An 18992-nucleotide genomic window follows, 5' to 3' on the forward strand; every position below is an offset into this window, starting at 1 on the left:
GGCGCCGGGTCAGGGGAACGGCGGCCGTAGCCGTGCAGACCCACCGGAGCAGATCCCCGACCGAAAGCAGCGGATGTGAGCCAGGTCCTCGACACACCGCCCCACACCCCGGCCCCGGCCGACGACGACCTCGCGGCGCTCGCCGCCCGCCACGGCCTGTCGGTCAGCGGTGCCCGCCCGTCTCTGCCCGAGTACGTGCGCCAGTTGTGGGCGCGCCGCCACTTCATCACCGCGTTCGCCACCGCCAAGCTCACCGCCCAGTACAGCCAGGCCAAGCTCGGCCAGCTCTGGCAGGTGATGACCCCGCTGCTCAACGCGGCGGTGTACTACTTCATCTTCGGTGTGCTGCTGGGCACCAAGCACGGCGTGCCCGACTACGTCCCGTTCCTGGTCACCGGCGTGTTCGTCTGGACGTTCACGCAGAGCTCGATCATGGCGGGCACCCGCGCGATCTCCGGCAACCTCGGTCTGGTGCGCGCCCTGCACTTCCCGCGCGCCGCCCTGCCGATCTCCTTCTGCCTGCAGCAGCTCCAGCAACTGCTGTTCTCCATGGCCGCCCTCGTCGTGATCCTGCTCGGCTTCGGCGTGCCGGTCGCCCCGTCCTGGGTCCTCGCGGTCCCGGCCCTGGTGCTGCAGTTCATGTTCAACGCGGGCGTGTCGATGGTCATGGCGCGGTGGGGCGCCAAGACGCCGGACATCGCGCAGCTCATGCCGTTCGTACTGCGCACCTGGATGTACGTCTCCGGCGTCATGTGGAGCATCGACAAGCTCACCGCCAAGGACCACCTGCCGCACCTCGTCACGGTCGTGCTGGAGACCAACCCGGCCGCCGTCTACATCGACCTGATGCGCTTCGCGCTCATCGACAGCTTCCACGCCGCGCAGCTCCCGCCGCACGTGTGGGCGACCGCCCTCGGCTGGGCCCTGCTCGCCGGCGTCGGCGGCTTCATCTACTTCTGGAAGGCTGAGGAGACCTACGGCCGTGGCTGAGCAGAACTCCGGGCGGATCCCGACCGTCATCGCCGACGGTGTCGACATCGTCTACCGCGTCAACGGCACCGGCGCCGGCCGCGGCACCGCCACCGCCGCCCTGCACCGCATCCTGCGCCGCAGGCAGGCCGAGAAGGCGGCCGGGGTGCGGCGGGTGCACGCCGTGAAGAACGTGTCGTTCGTCGCCTACAAGGGCGAGGCCATCGGCCTGATCGGCACCAACGGCTCCGGCAAGTCGACGCTGCTGAAGGCCGTCGCCGGCCTGCTCCCGGTGGAGAACGGCCGCATCTACACCAACGGCCAGCCCTCCCTCCTCGGCGTCAACGCCGCCCTGATGAACGACCTGACCGGCGAGCGCAACGTCCACCTCGGCGGCCTCGCCATGGGCATGTCCCGGGAGCAGATCAGGGAGCGCTACCAGGAGATCGTCGACTTCTCCGGCATCAACGACAAGGGCGACTTCATCACCCTCCCCATGCGCACCTACTCCTCCGGCATGGCCGCCCGCCTGCGCTTCTCCATCGCCGCCGCCAAGGACCACGACGTCCTCCTCATCGACGAGGCCCTCGCCACCGGCGACCGCTCCTTCCAGAAGCGCAGCGAGCAGCGCATCCGCGAACTGCGGCAGCGCGCCGGCACGGTGTTCCTGGTCAGCCACAACAACAAGTCCATCCGCGACACCTGCGACCGCGTGCTGTGGCTGGAACGCGGCGAGCTGCGCATGGACGGCCCGACCGAGGAGGTCCTGAAGGCGTACGAGGCGTTCACGGGCGGGAGCGACAAGAAGAGCCCGCCGAAGGCGAAGGCCGCGTAAACCGGAGGCGAAGGCCGCGTGCGCCCGGCCGGCGGGCGGGCCCGCCGGAGACGGAACGCGGGGCGCCCCGGGCCGTTCCCGGCCCGGGGCGCCCTCGTCGTGTGCGGCCGCCGCGTGCGGCGGCCCGCCGCGGAACGCTACGAGTGCGACCGCAGCAGCGTCCGCATCGTGCGCATCGCCACCGACAGGTTGGCGAGGTCGAACGATTCGGAGCCGCGGATCTCCTCCAGGGTGGTGCGGGCGCGGCTGAGGATGGCCGCGTTCTTCTGCTCCCACAGCTTGAAGCGCTGCTCCGGCGTCGAGGAGCCGTTGCCCACCGTCAGCACGTCGGCCGTCAGCGCCGCGTGGGCCGCGTACAGGTCCTCCCGGATGGCGGCGCGGGCCATGGACTGCCAGCGGTCCGCGCGCGGCAGCTCGATGATGCGGTCCATGAGCTGGGTGATGTGCAGGCGGTCGGCGAGGTCGTAGTAGACCTCGGCGACGGCCAGCGGCTCCTTGCCCATGCGGTCGGCCACCGACACGATGTCGAGCGTCGGGAAGGCGGAGGAGAACCCGGCCACGCGGGTGGCGAGCTCGCCCGGGACGCCGGCGCCGGTCAGCTCGTCGTAGATCTGCTGGTACCAGTCCAGGTCCGCGCCGCGCAGCAGCTTCGGCAGCTGCGTCCAGACCTCCTCCACGCGCTCGGCGAAGAAGTCCACGGTCTCGGCGAGCTGCAGCGGCTGCGGCCGGTTGTTCAGCAGCCAGCGCGTGCCGCGCTCGACCAGGCGGCGGGAGTGCAGGCGGATGCGGGTCTGCACGTCCGCGTCGACCTTGTTGTCCAGCTCCTCCACCGCGTCCCACACCGGGGCCTGGCGGAAGATGGCCCGGGCCACGGTCTGGGCCCGCACGATCTCCTCCAGCGAGGCGCCGGTCTCCTCGCGCAGGCGGTGCAAGTATGTCGTACCGCCCGTGTTGACCGTGTCGTTGACCAGCACCGTCGTGGTGATCTCGCGGCGCAGCGGGTGGCTGTCGATCCGCTCCGGGAACTGCTCGCGCAGCGCGGTCGGGAAGTAGGCGTGCAGCAGGCCGCGCAGGTAGGGGTCGTCGGGCAGCGAGGTGCGCAGCAGCTCCTCGGCGACCGTGATCTTCGTGTACGCCAGCAGCACGGCCGTCTCCGGACCGGTCAGGCCCTGCCCGGAGCCCAGCCGCTCGCGGATCTGCCGGTCGGTGGGCAGGAACTCCAGCTGCCGGTCCAGGTGGCCCTCGCGCACCAGGTGCTTCATGTAGCGCTGCTGGGCGTGGAGCATGTCCTTGGACTGGGCCAGCGCGTTGGCGATCGCCGTGTTCTGCGCGTAGTTGTTGCGCAGCACCAGGCGGCCCACCTCGTCGGTCATCTCGGCGAGCAGCTTGTTGCGCTGCTTGACCGTCAGGTCGCCGTCCGCGACCAGCCCGTTGAGCAGGATCTTGATGTTCACCTCGTGGTCGGAGGTGTCCACGCCGGCGCTGTTGTCGATGGCGTCGGTGTTGATCCGCCCGCCGTGCATGGCGAACTCGATCCGGCCGAGCTGGGTCAGGCCCAGGTTGCCGCCCTCGCCGACCACCTTGACCCGCAGCTCGGCGCCGTTGACGCGGATGGCGTCGTTGGCCTTGTCGCCGACGTCGGCGTGCGACTCGGTGGTGGCCTTGACGTACGTGCCGATGCCGCCGTTCCACAGCAGGTCCACCGGCGCCTTGAGGATCGCCTTCATCAGCTCGGCCGGGGTGAGCTTGGAGACGTTCTCCTCGATGCCCAGGGCCCGGCGGATGTGGCTGTTGAGCGGGATCGCCTTGGCGGTGCGCTCGAAGACGCCGCCGCCGGGCGACAGCAGCTTCTTGTCGTAGTCGGCCCAGGAGCTGCGGGGCAGCTCGAACAGGCGGCGGCGCTCGGCGTAGGACGTCGCCGCGTCCGGGTCGGGGTCGATGAAGATGTGCCGGTGGTCGAAGGCGGCGACCAGGCGGATGTGCTCGGACAGCAGCATGCCGTTGCCGAACACGTCGCCGGACATGTCGCCGATGCCGACGACCGTGAAGTCCTGCGTCTGGGTGTCCACGCCCAGCTCCCGGAAGTGCCGCTTGACGGACTCCCAGGCGCCGCGGGCGGTGATGCCCATGCCCTTGTGGTCGTAGCCGGCCGAGCCGCCGGAGGCGAAGGCGTCGCCGAGCCAGAAGTCGTACGACTGCGCGACCTCGTTGGCGATGTCGGAGAACGTCGCCGTGCCCTTGTCGGCCGCGACCACCAGGTAGGTGTCGTCGCCGTCGTGGCGCACCACGTCCCGGGGCGGGACGACCTCGCCGGCGACCATGTTGTCGGTGATGTCGAGCAGCGCCGAGATGAACGTGCGGTAGCAGGCGATGCCCTCGGCCAGCCACGCGTCGCGGTCCTTGGCCGGGTCCGGGAGCTGCTTGGCGACGAAGCCGCCCTTGGCGCCGACCGGCACGATGACGGTGTTCTTCACCATCTGCGCCTTGACCAGGCCGAGGATCTCGGTGCGGAAGTCCTCGCGCCGGTCCGACCAGCGCAGGCCGCCGCGCGCGACCTTGCCGAAGCGCAGGTGCACGCCCTCCACCCGCGGCGAGTACACCCAGATCTCGAACGCCGGGCGCGGCGCGGGCAGGTCGGGGATGGCCCGCGGGTCGAACTTCATCGACACGTAGTCGTGCAGTTCGCCGCTGTCGGTCCGCTGGAAGAAGTTGGTGCGCAGCGTCGCCTTGATGACGGTGAGGAAGGAGCGCAGGATGCGATCCTCGTCCAGGCTCGCCACCTGGTCCAGGGCCGCGTCCAGCTCCTCCAGCAGCGCGTCGACGATCTCCCGCCCGGCCTTCTGCCGCTCCGGCGACATGCGCGCCTCGAACAGGGAGACCAGCAGCCGGGTGGTGTGGACGTTGTTGCGGAGGGTGTCCTCCATGTAGTCCTGGCTGAAAGTGGACCCGGCCTGCCGCAGGTACTTGGCGTACGCGCGCAGCACCATCGCCTGCCGCCAGGTCAGGCCCGCGCTGAGCACCAGCGCGTTGAAGCCGTCGTTCTCCGCCTTGCCGGTCCAGGCCGCGGCGAACGCCTCCTGGAAGCGCTCGCGGGTCTCGTCCCCGAGGTAGTCGCCGCCGGCGACGGCGGACTGCGGGATGCGCAGGCCGAAGTCGTAGATCCAGGCGGTGGTGCGGTCGGCGCAGCGCAGCTCGTAGGGCCGCTCGTCGGTGACCTCCACGCCGAGCCGGCTCAGCACCGGCAGCACCGCGGAGAGGGAGATCGAACCGCCCTTCTGGTAGATCTTGAAGCGGCGCTCCTCGGGCGCGGCGCCCACCGGCTCGTACAGGCTGACCGCGAAGGTCCTGTCCTCCTGGTCGAGCCGCTCCAGGTGGACCAGGTCGGCGACCGCGGCACGCGGGGAGTGGTCGGCCTTGTAGCCCTCGGGAAAGGCGTGCGCGTAGCGGTGCATCAGCTCGGCCGCGCTCTCCTCGCCGCACTCGGCGTTCAGCGCGTCGGCGAAGCCGTCCTCCCAGGAGCGGGAGGCCTCCACCAGCCGGGCCTCGATACGCTCCTTGTCGGCGTCCGACAGCTGCGGCAGCTCGGTGCCCTGCGGGACGCGCACCACGAAGTGCAGCCGGGAGAGCACCGACTCGGTGTTCCACGCCGTGAAGTCGACGCTGATGCCGCCGAGCTCCTCCTTGAGGATGTCGATGATCCGCAGGCGTACGGCGGTGGTGTAGCGGTCGCGCGGGAGGTAGACCAGCGCCGAGTAGTAGCGCCCGTACTCGTCCTGCCGCAGGTACAGCCGCAGCCGGCGGCGCTCCTGCAGGTAGAGGACGGAGGTGGCGATGGCCTCGAGTTCGTCGACCGGGGTCTGGAAGAGCTCGTCGCGCGGGTAGGTCTCCAGGATCTGCAGCAGGTCCCGGCCGTCGTGGCTGTGGGGCGAGAACCCGGCGCGCTCCAGCACCTCGTCGACCTTGCGGCGGATGACCGGGACCCGGCGCACGGACTCGGTGTAGGCGGCCGAGGAGAACAGGCCGAGGAACCTGCGCTCCCCGACGACCTGGCCGTCGGCGTCGAACTTCTTGACGCCGATGTAGTCCAGGTAGGACGGCCGGTGCACGGTGGCGCGGCTGTTGGCCTTGGTCAGGATGAGCAGCTTGTGCTCGCGGGCCTTGGCGCGGGCGTCGGCGGGCAGCCGTTCGAAGGAGGTGCTGACGGGGTGGTCGTCGTCGCCCCCGTGCGGCGGGTCGGAGCGCAGGATGCCCAGGCCGGTGCCGGGGACGGCGGCCAGCGAGTCGTCGTCGCGGAGCTGGTACTCGCGGTAGCCGAGGAAGGTGAAGTGGTCGTCGGCCAGCCAGCGCAGCAGCTCGCGGGCCTCCTCCACCTCGTAGGGGCGCAGGTCGCCGGGGAGCGGTTCGCCGGGCAGGCTCTCGGCGACGCGCAGCGCGCAGTCGCGCATCTTGCCCCAGTCCTCGACGGCCTCCCGCACGTCGGACAGCACGCGCAGCAGGTCGGCGGTGATCTGCTTCAGGTCCGCGCGGTCGGTCTCGCGGTCGATCTCGACGTGGATCCAGGACTCGGTGTGCGCGTCGTGCGGCAGCTCGCCCGCCGGCGGGTCGGTGAGGACCTCGATCAGCCGGCCGGTCAGGTCGCGCCGCACCACGAACTGCGGGTGCACCACGACGTGGATGCCGCGGTCCTGCCGGGTCAGCTCGTTGGTGACCGAGTCCACCAGGAACGGCATGTCGTCGGTGACGACCTCGACGACCGTGTGGGTGCAGGTCCAGCCGTTCTCCTCGACGGTCGGCGTGTAGACCCGCACGTTGGCCTTGCCCTGGGGGCGGTTCTCGGCCAGTCGGTAGTGGGAGACGGCGGCCCCGAAGACGTCGACCGGGTCGCGGTCGGCGAGGTCCTCGGGAGCGGTGTGCAGGTAGTAACGCTGGAGGAACGTCAGTACGGACTCGCTGTCGGAGGCGACCGGGCTGCCCGGGGTCCCCGGAGTGCCCGCGCCCGTCGTCCCGGTCGGTAGGTGCCCCCCGACCGGGCTGTTCTCACCTACCCGGGCGGCCCTCTCGAGCAGCTCGGCCTTGGCTTCGTCCAGCTTGGTCTGCATTGTCCTCTGGCTCCTGTCGCGCGCCATTGCGTGACGTAGAAGGAAGTACGGTCTCGTCGCCTCCGACGCAACGCCGTGACGCGGGGTGTCCGGTCTGCATCGACGCTATGCCGGGAGGTGCGATGAGCGGGGGGATATCAGCCATTTCCGACGCGCCCGACGGGTGTGACGCTGCTCTCTGCGACGCCGGATCCGCGAGGGTGGTCGGCGTTCCGGGGACCTGCCACGTCCCGTCCCGCCCGCGAGGACCAGCGACCGCCGCCCGGTCACGGGTGTCGTCCGTGCTCCCCGGGCGCAGAGCAGGGGCGACGATGCCCCCGCGGCGTATCGCGCTGATCACGCCACCAAGGCTATCGCTCATGACGGGTGCCCCGTCATGAGCCGTATGTGTACAAAACCGGGGGTGGAACTTTGACGTTCTGCACAGGGGTGGCGCACACCGGGACGTGCCACCCCTTGGCACGCACCCCCGGCGCGAGGCACGTTGCCTTCAGGGGCACGTCGCCTTTCGGGGCGCGCTGCCTTCCGGGACACATCGTCTTCCGGGACACATCGTCTTCCGGGACACATCGTCTTCCGGGACACATCGCCATCAGGGGCACGCCGCCCCGCCGCGCGGGCCGCGGCCCCGAGACGCGCCGCCCCGAGACGGGCGGCGCACACCCAGCGAGGGAGCGTCCACCATGCCACCCAAAGTCCTGATCGTCGCCGGCGACGCGGCGGAGTCGCTCGAGGTCTACTACCCCTACCAGCGCCTCCGCGAGGAGGGCTACGACGTCGACATCGCCGCCCCCACCCGCAAGACCCTCCGCTTCGTCGTCCACGACTTCGAACCCGGCTTCGACACCTACACGGAGAAACCCGGCTACACCTGCCAGGCCGACGTCGCCTTCGCCGACGTGGACCCCGGCGAGTACGCCGCCGTCGTCGTCCCCGGCGGCCGCGCGCCCGAGTACCTCCGCAACGACCCCGAGCTCCGCAAGATCCTCAAGTCGTTCTTCGACGCCGACAAACCGGTCGCGCAGATCTGCCACGGCCCCCTGCTCACCGCCGCCGTCGACGGCCTGCGCGGCCGGCGCGTGACGGCGTACCCGGCGCTGGAGCCGGACATGCAGGCGGCCGGCGCCACCTTCCAGGACGCCGAGGCCGTGGTCGACGGCACCCTGGTCTCCGCCCGCGCCTGGCCCGACCACCCGGGGTGGATGCGCGAATTCCTGCGGATCCTGCGCGCGAAAGCGCCGGTGACCTGACGCCCGGACGGACGTACGCCCGTACACCTGTACCCCCCCTTACATCTGTACGTCCGTATGTCCGTACGGTGCGGCGCCGGGCGCGAAAGGCGGGCGCACTGTGCCGCGCACGGCGCGTACGGTGCCGCGCCCGGCGTTCGGGGAGGCACGCGGCGCGGAACCCGGTGCGGACGGCGGGCGCTGCGCCGTCGTCCGCACCGCCGCGCCGTCGTCCGCGCCGTTGTGTCGCCGGTCCGACGTCGGCGTGTCGCTGGCGTGTCGTCGGTGTGTCGCCGGTGTCAGGCCACCAGTCGCTGCGCCTCCGCCACGGCCTCCGCCAGCGTGTCCACGACCGGCACCCCGACCCCTTCCAGGCTGGCCCTGCTGTGCGACCCGCCGGTGTACAGCACGGCCTGCGCCCCCGCGTGTCGCGCGGCCACCGCGTCGTCCGCCGCGTCCCCGATCACCACCGTGCGCGCCGGGTCCACCCCGGCGAGCGCCTGCAGGTGCCGCACCATGTGCTCGGCCTTGCTGCCACCGGACGGCCCGATCCGCCCGTCGATGCGGACGAAGTGCGGCTCGATCCCGAACCCCCGGACCAGCGGGACGAGTTCGTCGTGCATGTACATGCTGAGGATGGACTGGCTGCGGCCCGCCGACCTCCAGTCCGCCAGCAGCTCCACCGCCCCGTCGGTGAGCCGGCACCGGTCGCGGTGCTCGGCGTAGTAGCGGTGGAAGACCTCGTCCATGACCTGCCACTCGGCGTCCGTCGGCAGCCGTCCCAGCAGCCGCTCGTAGAACTTCGGCACCGGCACGCAGTACAGCGCCCGGTACTGCTCCAGTGTCAGCGGCTGCAGCCCCAGCTCGGCGAACGCCGCGTTCGTCGCCCCGATGATCGCTTCGTTGTCGTGGAAGAGCGTGCCGTTCCAGTCCCAGACGATGTGCGCACCTGCCTGCTTCCCCATGACGGGAAACGTACCCGCCGGCACCGACATTCAAGGAGGCGTCGCCCGACGCGCGCTTGAAGTCGCACGTCGGCGCGAGGCCGGTCCACCGGTCGTCCGAGGTCGGCGCGAGGCCGGTCCACCGGTCGTCCGAGGTCGGCGCGAGGCCGGTCCACCGGTCGTCCGAGGTCGGCGCGAGGCCAGCACGGGGCCGGCGCAAGGCCGGTGCGGGACCGGCCGGAGGTCAGTCCGCCGCCTCCACCAGATTCGGGATCTCCTGCGTCGCGTACCACAGCAGTTCGTGGTCCTCGGCGCCGTCCACCGTGAACTGCGCGTCGTCGTCGCCCGCCTCCGCCGTCGGCAGGGCCTCCACGGCGGCCGTCACGTCCGCCTCCGCGTCGTCCGCGTCGACGTGCACCGCGGCCGCCTTGGCCAGCGGCACGGTGGCATCGACCCGTACCTCGCCCAGCGCCGCCGGGTCCAGCCCGCGGTCGGGGTCGGCGGACGCCGCACCCTCGGGCACGTCGGCGGCGACCACGACCCGCCGCCGGGGTGCGTCCGGGTCGGCCGCCAGCAGCCGCAGCGACGCCAGCGCGGCCCGGCTCAGCGCCGCGTACTCCAGTTCCTCGATGTCGTCGGACAGGTACCACTCCCGCAGCCCCGGCGTGACCGCGTACGCCACGAACGGCTTCGTCCCCAGCCGGGCCGTCCGGTACGCCTCGGCGAGACGGGGAAGGGTCAGGGGAACGTACACACGCATGGCCGGCCGCTTTCGTGGTCGAAGACTCCGCTGACGACACTCCGGCACCGCCAAAGATCCCTCAGCACCGGAGATCCCTCAGCATACGTGCGCCGGTCCCCCTTCGAGTCCCCGCCCGCGCCCCGTCGCACGTCCACCCGGCGCCCCGTGATTCACCCTGTCCGTCCCCTTGCCGCCGGGCCGGAGCCCATGCCCGGTCACCCGGATAAGTGAATGCCGCGGGCCCGCCCGGAGCGCGCCAGCCTCCTTGCCACCGCCCCTCACACCACGTACAAGATCCGTGACATCGAGTTACCTGCCGGTACGCATTCAGCCGGACCACGGAACGGGGACCACCATGAACAAGGTCATGACCAGGACCTCCCGGCAGCCGGGCCGCCGCCCGCCGGGCCGCCGCGACATCCGCCGCCCGGGCGGCACTCCGCCCCGCGCCCCCGCCGCCCGGCCGCCCCGCACCGCGCGGACGGCCCCGCAGGGCGGCCGGCCGCCGGTGCCGGCCCTCGCCGTCCGTCCCGCGGGCGCCGTGCGGCTCGGCCCCACCGACGTCTTCGCCGACCGGCTCCTGGCCGTCCTCAGCGGCGCGCGTCCCGTCCACTCGATGCTCCGGCACACCGCGGGCCGCGCCTACGACGACCTGATCCGGCTCGCCCGGCGCCTCCCCCTGCGCACCCGCGGCCCGCGCCCCGTCGTCCGCGACGTCGGGTACTTCGAGCCCCGTGAGGGCGCCCTGGAGGTCTTCGCCCGCATCGGCGCCGGCGAGCAGCTGCGCGCCCTGGCCTTCCGCCTGGAACTGGGCGCGGACCTGCGCTGGCGCTGCACGGCCGTGGAGCTGGGCGGCCCGCGGGAGCCCCGCCCGGCCGACGGCTGACCCGGCGCGACCGGTGACCGGCCGGCCCGGCCGACGGCTGACCTGGCGCAGCCGGCGGCCGGCGACCGGCCCGACGCGACCGGTGACCGGCCCGGCACGGCAGGCCGTCACGGCGAGGGGCCGGGCCCGATTCCCCGGTGCCCGGCCCCTGCGCGCCGTACCGCCGCCGCGGCTACTTCTTGCGGCGCCGCCCGCCCCGGGCCTGCTTGCGGCGCTCCGCGCGGGTGAGGCCGTCGGTGGCGGCGCGGGCCGGTTCCCCGTCCGTGGGGAACTCGCCCTCGATGACGCCGCCCTCGCCGTCGACGGTGGGGGCCACGAAGTGCAGGTCGCGGCGCTGGGGTGCCTCGAGGCCCTTGGCGCGGATCTCGGGGCGCGCGCCCGCCTGCGCCGGCACGGCGTCCTGCACCTTCTCCGGGGACGGCTGGGCCTCCTCGACGGGAACCTCCTCGACCTGCTGCTCGACCTGCACCTCCAGGTTGAACAGGTAGCCGACGGACTCCTCCTTGATGCCCTCCATCATGGCCACGAACATGTCGTAGCCCTCGCGCTGGTACTCCACCAGCGGGTCCTTCTGCGCCATGGCGCGCAGGCCGATGCCCTCCTGGAGGTAGTCCATCTCGTAGAGGTGCTCGCGCCACTTGCGGTCCAGGACCGACAGCACCACCCGGCGCTCCAGCTCGCGCATGATCTCGGAGCCGAGCTGCTCCTCGCGCAGCCGGTACTGCTCGCGGATGTCGTCCTTGATGGACTCGGCGATGAACTCGGCGGTCAGGCCCGCGCGGTCGCCGGCCGCCTCCTCCAGCTCCTCGATGGTGACCTTGCACGGGTAGAGCTGCTTGAACGCGCCCCACAGCCGGTCGAGGTCCCAGTCCTCCGGGAAGCCCTCGGAGGTCTCCGCCTGGACATAGGCGTCGATGGTGTCGTCCATGAAGTGCTGGATCTGCTCGTGCAGGTCCTCGCCTTCCAGGACGCGGCGCCGCTCGCCGTAGATGACCTCGCGCTGGCGGTTGAGGACCTCGTCGTACTTCAGGACGTTCTTGCGGGCCTCGAAGTTCTGCTGCTCGACCTGCGCCTGCGCCGAGGCGATCGCGCGCGTGACCATCTTGTTCTCGATCGGCACGTCGTCGGGGACGTTCGCCATCGACATCACGCGCTCGACCATCTGCGCCTTGAACAGCCGCATCAGGTCGTCGCCGAGGGAGAGGTAGAAACGGGACTCGCCCGGGTCGCCCTGACGGCCGCTGCGGCCGCGCAGCTGGTTGTCGATCCGGCGCGACTCGTGCCGCTCGGTGCCCAGCACGTAGAGGCCGCCGAGCTTCTCGACCTCCTCCTTCTCGGCCTTCACCGCCTCCTCGGCCCGCTTGAGCGCCTCGGGCAGGGCCTGCGCCCACTCCTCGATGTGCTCCTCGGGGTCGAGGCCGCGCTGGCGCAGCTCCGCCTCGGCGAGGTCCTCGGGGTTGCCGCCGAGCTTGATGTCGGTACCGCGGCCGGCCATGTTGGTGGCCACGGTGACGGCGCCCTTGCGGCCGGCCTGGGCGACGATCTGCGCCTCGCGCTCGTGGTGCTTGGCGTTGAGCACCTCGTGCTGGATGCCGCGCTTGCTGAGCTGCTGGGAGAGGTACTCGGACTTCTCCACCGAGGTGGTGCCGACGAGGATCGGCTGCCCCTTGCGGTGCTTCTCCTCGATGTCGTCGACGACCGCCTCGAACTTGGCCACCTCGGTGCGGTAGATGAGGTCCGGGTGGTCCTTGCGGATCATCGGCCGGTTGGTGGGGATGGGCACCACGCCGAGCTTGTAGATCTGGTGGAACTCGGCGGCCTCCGTCATCGCCGTACCGGTCATGCCGGACAGCTTCTTGTAGAGGCGGAAGAAGTTCTGCAGGGTGATCGTGGCGAGCGTCTGGTTCTCGTCCTTGATCTCCACCCCTTCCTTCGCCTCGATCGCCTGGTGCATGCCCTCGTTGTAGCGGCGACCGGCGAGGATGCGGCCGGTGTGCTCGTCGACGATCATGACCTCGCCGTCGATGACGACGTAGTCCTTGTCGCGCTTGAACAGCTCCTTGGCCTTGATGGCGTTGTTCAGGAAGCCGACGAGCGGGGTGTTGACCGACTCGTAGAGGTTGTCGATGCCCAGCCAGTCCTCGACCTTCTGGACACCGGACTCGTGGATGGAGACCGTGCGCTTCTTCTCGTCGACGTCGTAGTCGCCGGTCTCGGGGATGCCCTTGAGCGGGTTGCCGGGCTCGCCGCGCTTGAGGCGCTGCACCAGCTTGGCGAAGTCGGCGTACCACTTGGTGGCCTGGTCCGCGGGGCCGGAGATGATCAGCGGCGTACGGGCCTCGTCGATGAGGATGGAGTCGACCTCGTCGACGATGGCGTAGTTGTGGCCGCGCTGGACGAGCTCGTCCTTCGACCAGGCCATGTTGTCGCGCAGGTAGTCGAAGCCGAACTCGTTGTTCGTGCCGTAGGTGATGTCGCAGGCGTACTGCTCGCGGCGCTGGGCCGGCGTCATGCTCGCCAGGATGCAGCCCACGGACAGGCCGAGGAACCGGTGGACGCGGCCCATCAACTCCGAGTCGCGCTCGGCCAGGTAGTCGTTGACCGTGACGATGTGGACGCCGTCTCCGGAGATCGCGTTCAGGTAGGCCGGCAGCGTGCCGACCAGGGTCTTGCCCTCACCGGTCTTCATCTCGGCGACGTAACCCATGTGGAGGGCGGCACCGCCCATCAGCTGCACGTCGTAGTGCCGCTGGCCGAGGACGCGCTTGGCGGCCTCGCGGACCGTCGCGAACGCCTCGGGCAGCAGGTCGTCGAGGCTCTCGCCGTCGGCGTACCGCTGCCGGTACTCGTCGGTGAGGGCCCGCAGCTCGGCGTCGGAGAGGCCGACGAAGTCCTCTTCGATGGAGTTGACCTGGTCCGCGATGCGGTGCAGTCTGCGCAGGATCTTGCCTTCGCCTGCACGCATGATCTTCGAGAGGACGGACACGGGGGCTTGTCTCCTTGCCGGTCGGGCCTGGGACGGTCGGTTACCACTTGACGTACTGAGCAACGGCCATCGTATGCGAGGATCCCGCCGGGCCGGGAGGTCCGGCGAAACGGCGGCCGTCCACTGCTGCGCGTCTCCTGCACAGAGGACAACGGCCGAGCGGCGCGGATGGTGCCGCGCTGCCGCACGGAATTGCGCGCATCGTGGCCGCCCGCTCACCCGGGGCGAGGCCGCCCGCTCACCCGGGGCGAAAATGCGTGGCGGCACCCGTCGTGTCCGCGCAGAATCAGCCGATGGAACCCGTCACCCTCACCACCGGGCGCCTGCTGATGCGGACCGTGGGACCGCAGGACACCGACGCGGTCTACGCCGCCGTGCAGGAGCCGAGCATCCAGCGCTGGACGACCGTCCCCTCGCCGTACCGGTACGAGCACGCGCGCGCGTTCACCGAGCAGATCGTGCCCGACGGCTGGGCGAACGACTCGGCGTTCACCTTCGGCCTCTTCCTCCCCTCGGGCGCGCTGGCGGGCATGCTCGGCCTGTCGATGCACCCGCCGGGCACCGCCGAGATCGGCTACTGGGCGGCCAAGGAGCACCGCGGCAACGGCTACGTCACCGAGGCCGTCGCCGCCGCCTGCCGCTGGGCGTTCACCCGGCTCGGCGTCGACCGGGTGGAGTGGCGCGCGGAGGTCGGCAACACCGCCTCCCTCGCGGTGGCCGAGCGCGTCGGCTTCACCCTGGAGGGAACCCACCGCTCCGCCCTCGTCCACCAGGGCGTGCGCCGCGACTGCTGGGTCGGCTCCCTGCTGCCGTCGGACCTGGGCCTGCCGTCGACGATGCCGTACATACCGGCGCCGGAACGGCCGGCGTAGCGCGGTAGCGCGGAGGGGCGGGCGGTGCCGGCTGTCCCGGCGGTGCCGGTCGCGCCGGCTGCCCCGGCGGCGTTGTCGGTGCTGTCAGCGTTATCAGCGTTGTCAGTGGCGTCCTCTATCGTCCGGTGCCATGACGAGCCTGCCGCGTCCGACCACGGAGCTGTCCGCCGACGAAGCCCGCCGCATCGTCCTGCGCGCCCAGGGCCTGCTCGGCGCGCCCGACCGCCGGGCCGGTGTCCGCGGGGTGCTGCGCCGCCTCGGCGCGGTGCAGCTCGACACGATCTCGGTGCTGGCCCGCTCCCACGAGCTGGTGCCCTACGCCCGTCTGGGCGCGGTGGGCCGCCGGGCGGTGGAAGACGCCTACTGGGTGACCGGGTCGGGCAGCGCCTCCCCGGCGCCGCACGCCTTCGAATACTGGTCGCACGCCGCCTGCGTCCTCCCCGTCGAGGAGTGGCCCCACTTCGCCTTCCGCCGCCACGCCTACCGCAGCCGCCCGCACTGGAACCACGAGCTGCCCGAGGGCACCTACGAGCAGGTCGTCAAGCAGCTGCGGGCCGAGGGCCCGCTGACGGCCACCGAGTTGGGCGGCGCCAAGCGCACCAGCGAGTGGTGGGACTGGTCCGGCACCAAGGTCGCGGTGGAGCGGGCACTGATGTACGGCGAGGTGGTGTGCGTGACGCGCCGCGGCTGGAAGCGGGTGTACGACCTGGCCGAGCGCGCGATCCCGGCCGCGCTGCTGCACGACGAGCTGGACGACCGCGAGTGCCTGCGCCGCCTGGTGCGGCTGGCGGGCCAGGCCCTGGGGGTGGGCACGCGCGCGGACATAGCCGACTACCACCGTCTCAAGGGCGAGCAGGTGGACGCGGTGATCGCCGACTCGGGCCTGGTGCCGGTCACGGTCGAGGGCTGGGGCAGGCCCGCCTGGGCGGACCCGGCGGCCCTGGAGACCCCGCCGCGCGGCCGCCACCGCACCACGCTGCTGTCCCCGTTCGACTCCCTGATCTGGGAACGGGCGCGCACGGAACGCATCTTCGGCTTCAGCCACCGCCTGGAGGCCTACGTGCCCCGGCAGAAACGGGTCTACGGCTACTTCGCGATGCCGGTCCTGGCCGGCGGCCGCCTCGTCGGCCGCGTCGACCCGGCGCGCGAGGGGCGCACGCTGGTGGCCCGGCAGGTCACCCTGGACGGCGCGCGGGCCGTACCGGCCGTCGCCGAAGCGCTGGTGGAGGCGGCGAGCTGGGTGGCGTGCACGGACGTCCGCGTGGAGCGCGTGGACGCACCGGAGCTGCGCGAGCCGCTCATCCGGGAACTGGCCCGCGTTCTGGGCTGATCCTGGGCCAGTCCTGGGCCAGTTCTGAGCCAGCCCTGGGCCAGTCCTGGGCCAGTCCTGAGCTAGCGGATCTCGAGGATCTTCTCCCGCATCGCGTAGACCACCGCCTCCATCCGGGAGTGCAGCTGGAGCTTCTCCAGGATGTTGCGCACGTGGTTCTTCACGGTGTTCTCCGAGATGAACAACTCCTTGGCGATGTCCCGGTTGTTCATCCCCGTGGCGACGAGCTTGAGGACCTCCAGCTCACGGTCGGTCAGCCGCGGTGCGGGCACCAGGCGGCGCTCGTCGGTGCGCTGGATCATCGACTTGAACTCGGTGAGCAGCTTGGAGGCCATGGACGGGCTGATCTGCGACTGGCCGTCGGCCACGGCGCGAATGGCGGTGGCCACTTCGTCGGTGGAGATCTCCTTCAGCAGGTACCCGGTCGCGCCCGCCTTGATCGCGTCGTAGAGGTCGGCCTCCTCGTCGCTGATCGTCAGCATGATGATCTTGGCGCTGGGGGCGACCTCCTTGATGGCGGTGCACGCCTCGATGCCGCCCCGCCTGGGCATCCGCACATCCATCAGGACGATGTCGGGCAGCAGGTCGGCGGCCTTCTCCACGGCCTCGGCGCCGTCGCCCGCCTCGCCGACGACCTGGATGTCCTCCTCGGCGGCGAGCACGATCTCCAGGCCGCGGCGGAAGAGGGCGTGGTCGTCCACGACCAGGACTCTGATCGGCTCCTTGCGCGAGGCCTCCGCGTCCCGGTTCGCGCCGGCGACGCGGTCGTCGGCCTCCCCGTCCCGCATCGGTCCGACCGGTCCGAAGGTGTCCGCCATCGTTCCTCCCCCTGAGGCTGTGGCCTGTGGTCCCGTGCCATCGCCAACCCAAGGCAACGGCCCGTCCGTTGAGCCGTTGCGGCCATGATTCCATGCCCGGACGGCACCGAGGTGACGAAGCGGTGCGCCGAGGGTCGCACGCCGGTGCCCCTGGGGGCGCACAAGCGCTCCAGGGGCACCGGCTCCGCCGTCACCCGGGGGTCAGCCGCCCAGCGAGCCGCCCGCCTCGGGAGAGGGTTCCTGCGCGATCATCGGGTCCGTCCTGAGGTGGATCACACCGTAGTCGTACGCGTGCCGCCGGTAGACGACGCTCGGCTCCTTGGTCTCGGAGTCGACGAAGAGGTAGAAGTCATGGCCGACCAGTTCCATCTCGTAGAGGGCCTGGTCGAGAGTCATCGGGGCGGCGACGTGCGTCTTCTCGCGGACGACGAGGGGTCCGTCGCCCTTCACCTCGAGCGGGCCGATCTTTTTGGTCGGCACCTCTTCCGGCTTTTCCTGCACAACGGGGCTGCCGTTGCCGCTCAGGGTGGCGACACCCGGGACGTGGTCGGCGACGTCGGCCGCCGAGAGCCGCTTCGTGCCGCGCCGGGCGCATCGCTTGTCGTGCTGTTTGCGCAGCCGGGCCTCGAGCTTTTCGGTGGCCAGGTCCAGTGCCGCGTACGGATCGCTGGCCGCTGCCTCTGCCCGGATGACCGGACCACGGGAGCGAAGCGTGATCTCCACCCGGTCGGACCGGTCCGCCTGTCGGGGGTTGGGCTCCTTGGACACCTCGACGTCGAGGCTGATCACCTTGCCATCGAGCTTCTGGATCTTTTCCAGCTTCAGCTTCTCGGCCACGTGCCTGCGGAACCGCTCGGGTACCTCGGTCTTGCGGCCTTTGACGACGATGTCCACGCAGAACTCCGTTCCCGGATAGCCCCGCTCCGACGGCGGAGCATCTCCCACTTGCACCAAGCTCCGGTGAGCCCCGGAACCTCGGACTCGGTGACGTCCACCTCCTCCTCCCCCGTGGGCAAGATCTCCACCCCACCGGCTCGGGTGATTGCGAAAAACCCGCAGCACGGCATTCGGATATGAAGGGTGTGGCCTGCGCCTTCCCTCACAACCGAACATATCTCGCCCGGACGGATGCCGTCACCCTCTACTGCGGCGTACCTCCGTTCAGGTGAATTGGCGTCCTTATTACCTGCAACGTCGCACGTTCTCAGTCAGTTCCGGCTTATTGCGAAGGAATCCGATGGCGCGGCGACCACCGCCGCGCAGACCGGTCCGCACCGGCGACCGGCTTCCGCCCGCTCCGGTGCCCGGGGTGCCCGCGGTGTCCGCACCGCCCTCCCTCCCGACGCCCGCGCCGTCCGTTCCCCTGTGCCTTCCCGGATCTCCCCGGTGTACACGGCCGTCATCGGGTCTCCACACGTGCGTGTCCACTTCCCGCCCGCACCACGGACCGCCTCGGCGCCCGTCTCCGCGCCCGCCTCCGCGACCAGGGCGGCCCGCACGGCCCGCGCCGCCTCGGCCAGCGAGGCGCCCGTCGTCATCAGGTCGTCCACGAGGACGACCGCGCCGCCGGCGAGCAACCGGCCGCCGCCGGGGACGGCCTCCAGCGCGCCGGAGAGATTGGCCAGCCGCTGCCGGGAGTCGAGCCCCGACTGGTCGGCCACAATCCGGCGCTGCCGCAGCACCGTCACCACCCGCGCCGCCGTGCCGCCCCGCCGCAGCTCCCGCGCCGCCGCCAGGGCGATCCGCCGCGTCGGATCATGCCCGCGCGCCCGCACCGCTGTGCGCGCCGACGGCACGGGGACGATCAGCACCGCACGGGCGCCGCCCCCGCCTGCACCCCCTTCCGCTCCCGCGTCCCGAAGTCCTCTCCGCACGGCACCCGCCAGTGCCTCGCCCAGTGGGCCCGCCAGGAGCAGGGCGCCCCGCTCCTTGTGGGCCAGCAGGGCGGCGCGCACCCCGGCGGCGTACGCGGCCGCCGCGTGCACCGCCGGCAGCCCCGCCGGCTCCGGCACCGGCCGCACCCGGCGCGGCGCGGCCCCGGTCAGGGCCGTACGGCACTCCCGGCAGAGCACCGTGCGAGCCCTGCCGCAACCCGCGCACTCGGCCGGCAGCACCAGGCCGGTGAGGTCCTGCCACCACCCCCGCATGCGACCACTGTGCCCGCGCCCGCACGCCCCGGCCACCCCTGTGGAGAACCGCCTGTGGACAACCGCGCGCCACCGCCCACAGCCGTCCCCCGCACGAGGGACGGCATCGGACGGCACCAAACGGCACCAGAAAGC

At 71.5% G+C, this 18992-nt stretch carries 13 protein-coding genes; 6 read left to right on the forward strand and 7 right to left on the reverse strand.

Going from position 1 to position 18992, the window contains the following annotated elements:
- The first annotated feature begins 75 nt into the window (after positions 1-75).
- Together IE225_RS27815 and IE225_RS27820 are read left to right on the forward strand one after the other, a co-directional pair.
- A complete protein-coding gene (locus tag IE225_RS27815) occupies positions 76-990 on the forward strand; it encodes an ABC transporter permease (RefSeq protein ID WP_190060383.1) in 915 nt (304 codons plus the stop codon).
- Positions 983-1804, forward strand: a complete 822-nt coding sequence (locus IE225_RS27820) for an ABC transporter ATP-binding protein (protein WP_190060384.1) — start codon at positions 983-985, stop codon at positions 1802-1804. Before IE225_RS27815 ends, IE225_RS27820 begins: the two co-directional genes overlap by 8 nt.
- Positions 1805-1941: 137 nt before the next feature.
- On the opposite strand, the gene IE225_RS27825 is transcribed toward IE225_RS27820, so the two are convergent.
- The gene (locus IE225_RS27825; protein WP_190060385.1) at positions 1942-6903 is read right to left on the reverse strand and encodes an NAD-glutamate dehydrogenase; all 4962 of its coding nucleotides are present in this window, start codon (positions 6901-6903) and stop codon (positions 1942-1944) included.
- Between the two features lie 683 nt (positions 6904-7586).
- On the opposite strand from IE225_RS27825, the gene IE225_RS27830 reads away from it, so the two are divergent.
- Positions 7587-8153 carry a DJ-1/PfpI family protein gene (locus IE225_RS27830; RefSeq protein WP_190060386.1) on the forward strand — a complete coding sequence of 189 codons (567 nt, stop codon included), beginning with the start codon at positions 7587-7589 and terminating at the stop codon, positions 8151-8153.
- A 278-nt stretch (positions 8154-8431) separates the two neighbouring features.
- Here IE225_RS27830 and IE225_RS27835 read toward each other — a convergent pair whose 3' ends face one another.
- Entirely contained in the window at positions 8432-9097 is a 666-nt protein-coding gene (locus tag IE225_RS27835) for an HAD family hydrolase (protein ID WP_190060387.1), read from the reverse strand.
- A 223-nt stretch (positions 9098-9320) separates the two neighbouring features.
- Entirely contained in the window at positions 9321-9836 is a 516-nt protein-coding gene (locus IE225_RS27840) for a DUF6912 family protein (protein ID WP_190060388.1), read from the reverse strand.
- A 337-nt stretch (positions 9837-10173) separates the two neighbouring features.
- On the opposite strand from IE225_RS27840, the gene IE225_RS27845 reads away from it, so the two are divergent.
- Positions 10174-10704 (forward strand): Rv3235 family protein, encoded by a 531-nt coding sequence (locus IE225_RS27845; protein WP_190060389.1) that lies wholly within the window; start codon positions 10174-10176, stop codon positions 10702-10704.
- Positions 10705-10876: 172 nt separating this feature from the next.
- Here IE225_RS27845 and secA read toward each other — a convergent pair whose 3' ends face one another.
- The gene (secA, locus tag IE225_RS27850) at positions 10877-13690 is read right to left on the reverse strand and encodes a preprotein translocase subunit SecA (RefSeq protein WP_190060390.1); all 2814 of its coding nucleotides are present in this window, start codon (positions 13688-13690) and stop codon (positions 10877-10879) included.
- A gap of 293 nt (positions 13691-13983) precedes the next feature.
- Between secA and IE225_RS27855 the strand changes: the two genes are divergently transcribed.
- Together IE225_RS27855 and IE225_RS27860 are read left to right on the forward strand one after the other, a co-directional pair.
- The gene (locus IE225_RS27855; RefSeq protein WP_190060391.1) at positions 13984-14562 is read left to right on the forward strand and encodes a GNAT family N-acetyltransferase; all 579 of its coding nucleotides are present in this window, start codon (positions 13984-13986) and stop codon (positions 14560-14562) included.
- A 130-nt stretch (positions 14563-14692) separates the two neighbouring features.
- Positions 14693-15892: a winged helix-turn-helix domain-containing protein gene (locus tag IE225_RS27860; protein WP_190060392.1), complete on the forward strand. Its 1200-nt coding sequence runs from the start codon at positions 14693-14695 to the stop codon at positions 15890-15892.
- Between the two features lie 62 nt (positions 15893-15954).
- On the opposite strand, the gene IE225_RS27865 is transcribed toward IE225_RS27860, so the two are convergent.
- The 3 genes from IE225_RS27865 to IE225_RS27875 form a co-directional block, all read right to left on the reverse strand.
- Positions 15955-16710 carry a response regulator gene (locus tag IE225_RS27865; RefSeq protein WP_190060393.1) on the reverse strand — a complete coding sequence of 252 codons (756 nt, stop codon included), beginning with the start codon at positions 16708-16710 and terminating at the stop codon, positions 15955-15957.
- 201 nt (positions 16711-16911) lie between these two features.
- Entirely contained in the window at positions 16912-17604 is a 693-nt protein-coding gene (gene hpf / locus IE225_RS27870; protein WP_373303284.1) for a ribosome hibernation-promoting factor, HPF/YfiA family, read from the reverse strand.
- A 314-nt stretch (positions 17605-17918) separates the two neighbouring features.
- The gene (locus tag IE225_RS27875; protein ID WP_190060395.1) at positions 17919-18857 is read right to left on the reverse strand and encodes a ComF family protein; all 939 of its coding nucleotides are present in this window, start codon (positions 18855-18857) and stop codon (positions 17919-17921) included.
- Between the last annotated feature and the right edge of the window lie 135 nt (positions 18858-18992).

It is taken from the genome of Streptomyces echinoruber (genome assembly GCF_014651135.1).
In the GTDB taxonomy this organism is placed as follows: Bacteria; Actinomycetota; Actinomycetes; order Streptomycetales; family Streptomycetaceae; genus Streptomyces; species Streptomyces echinoruber.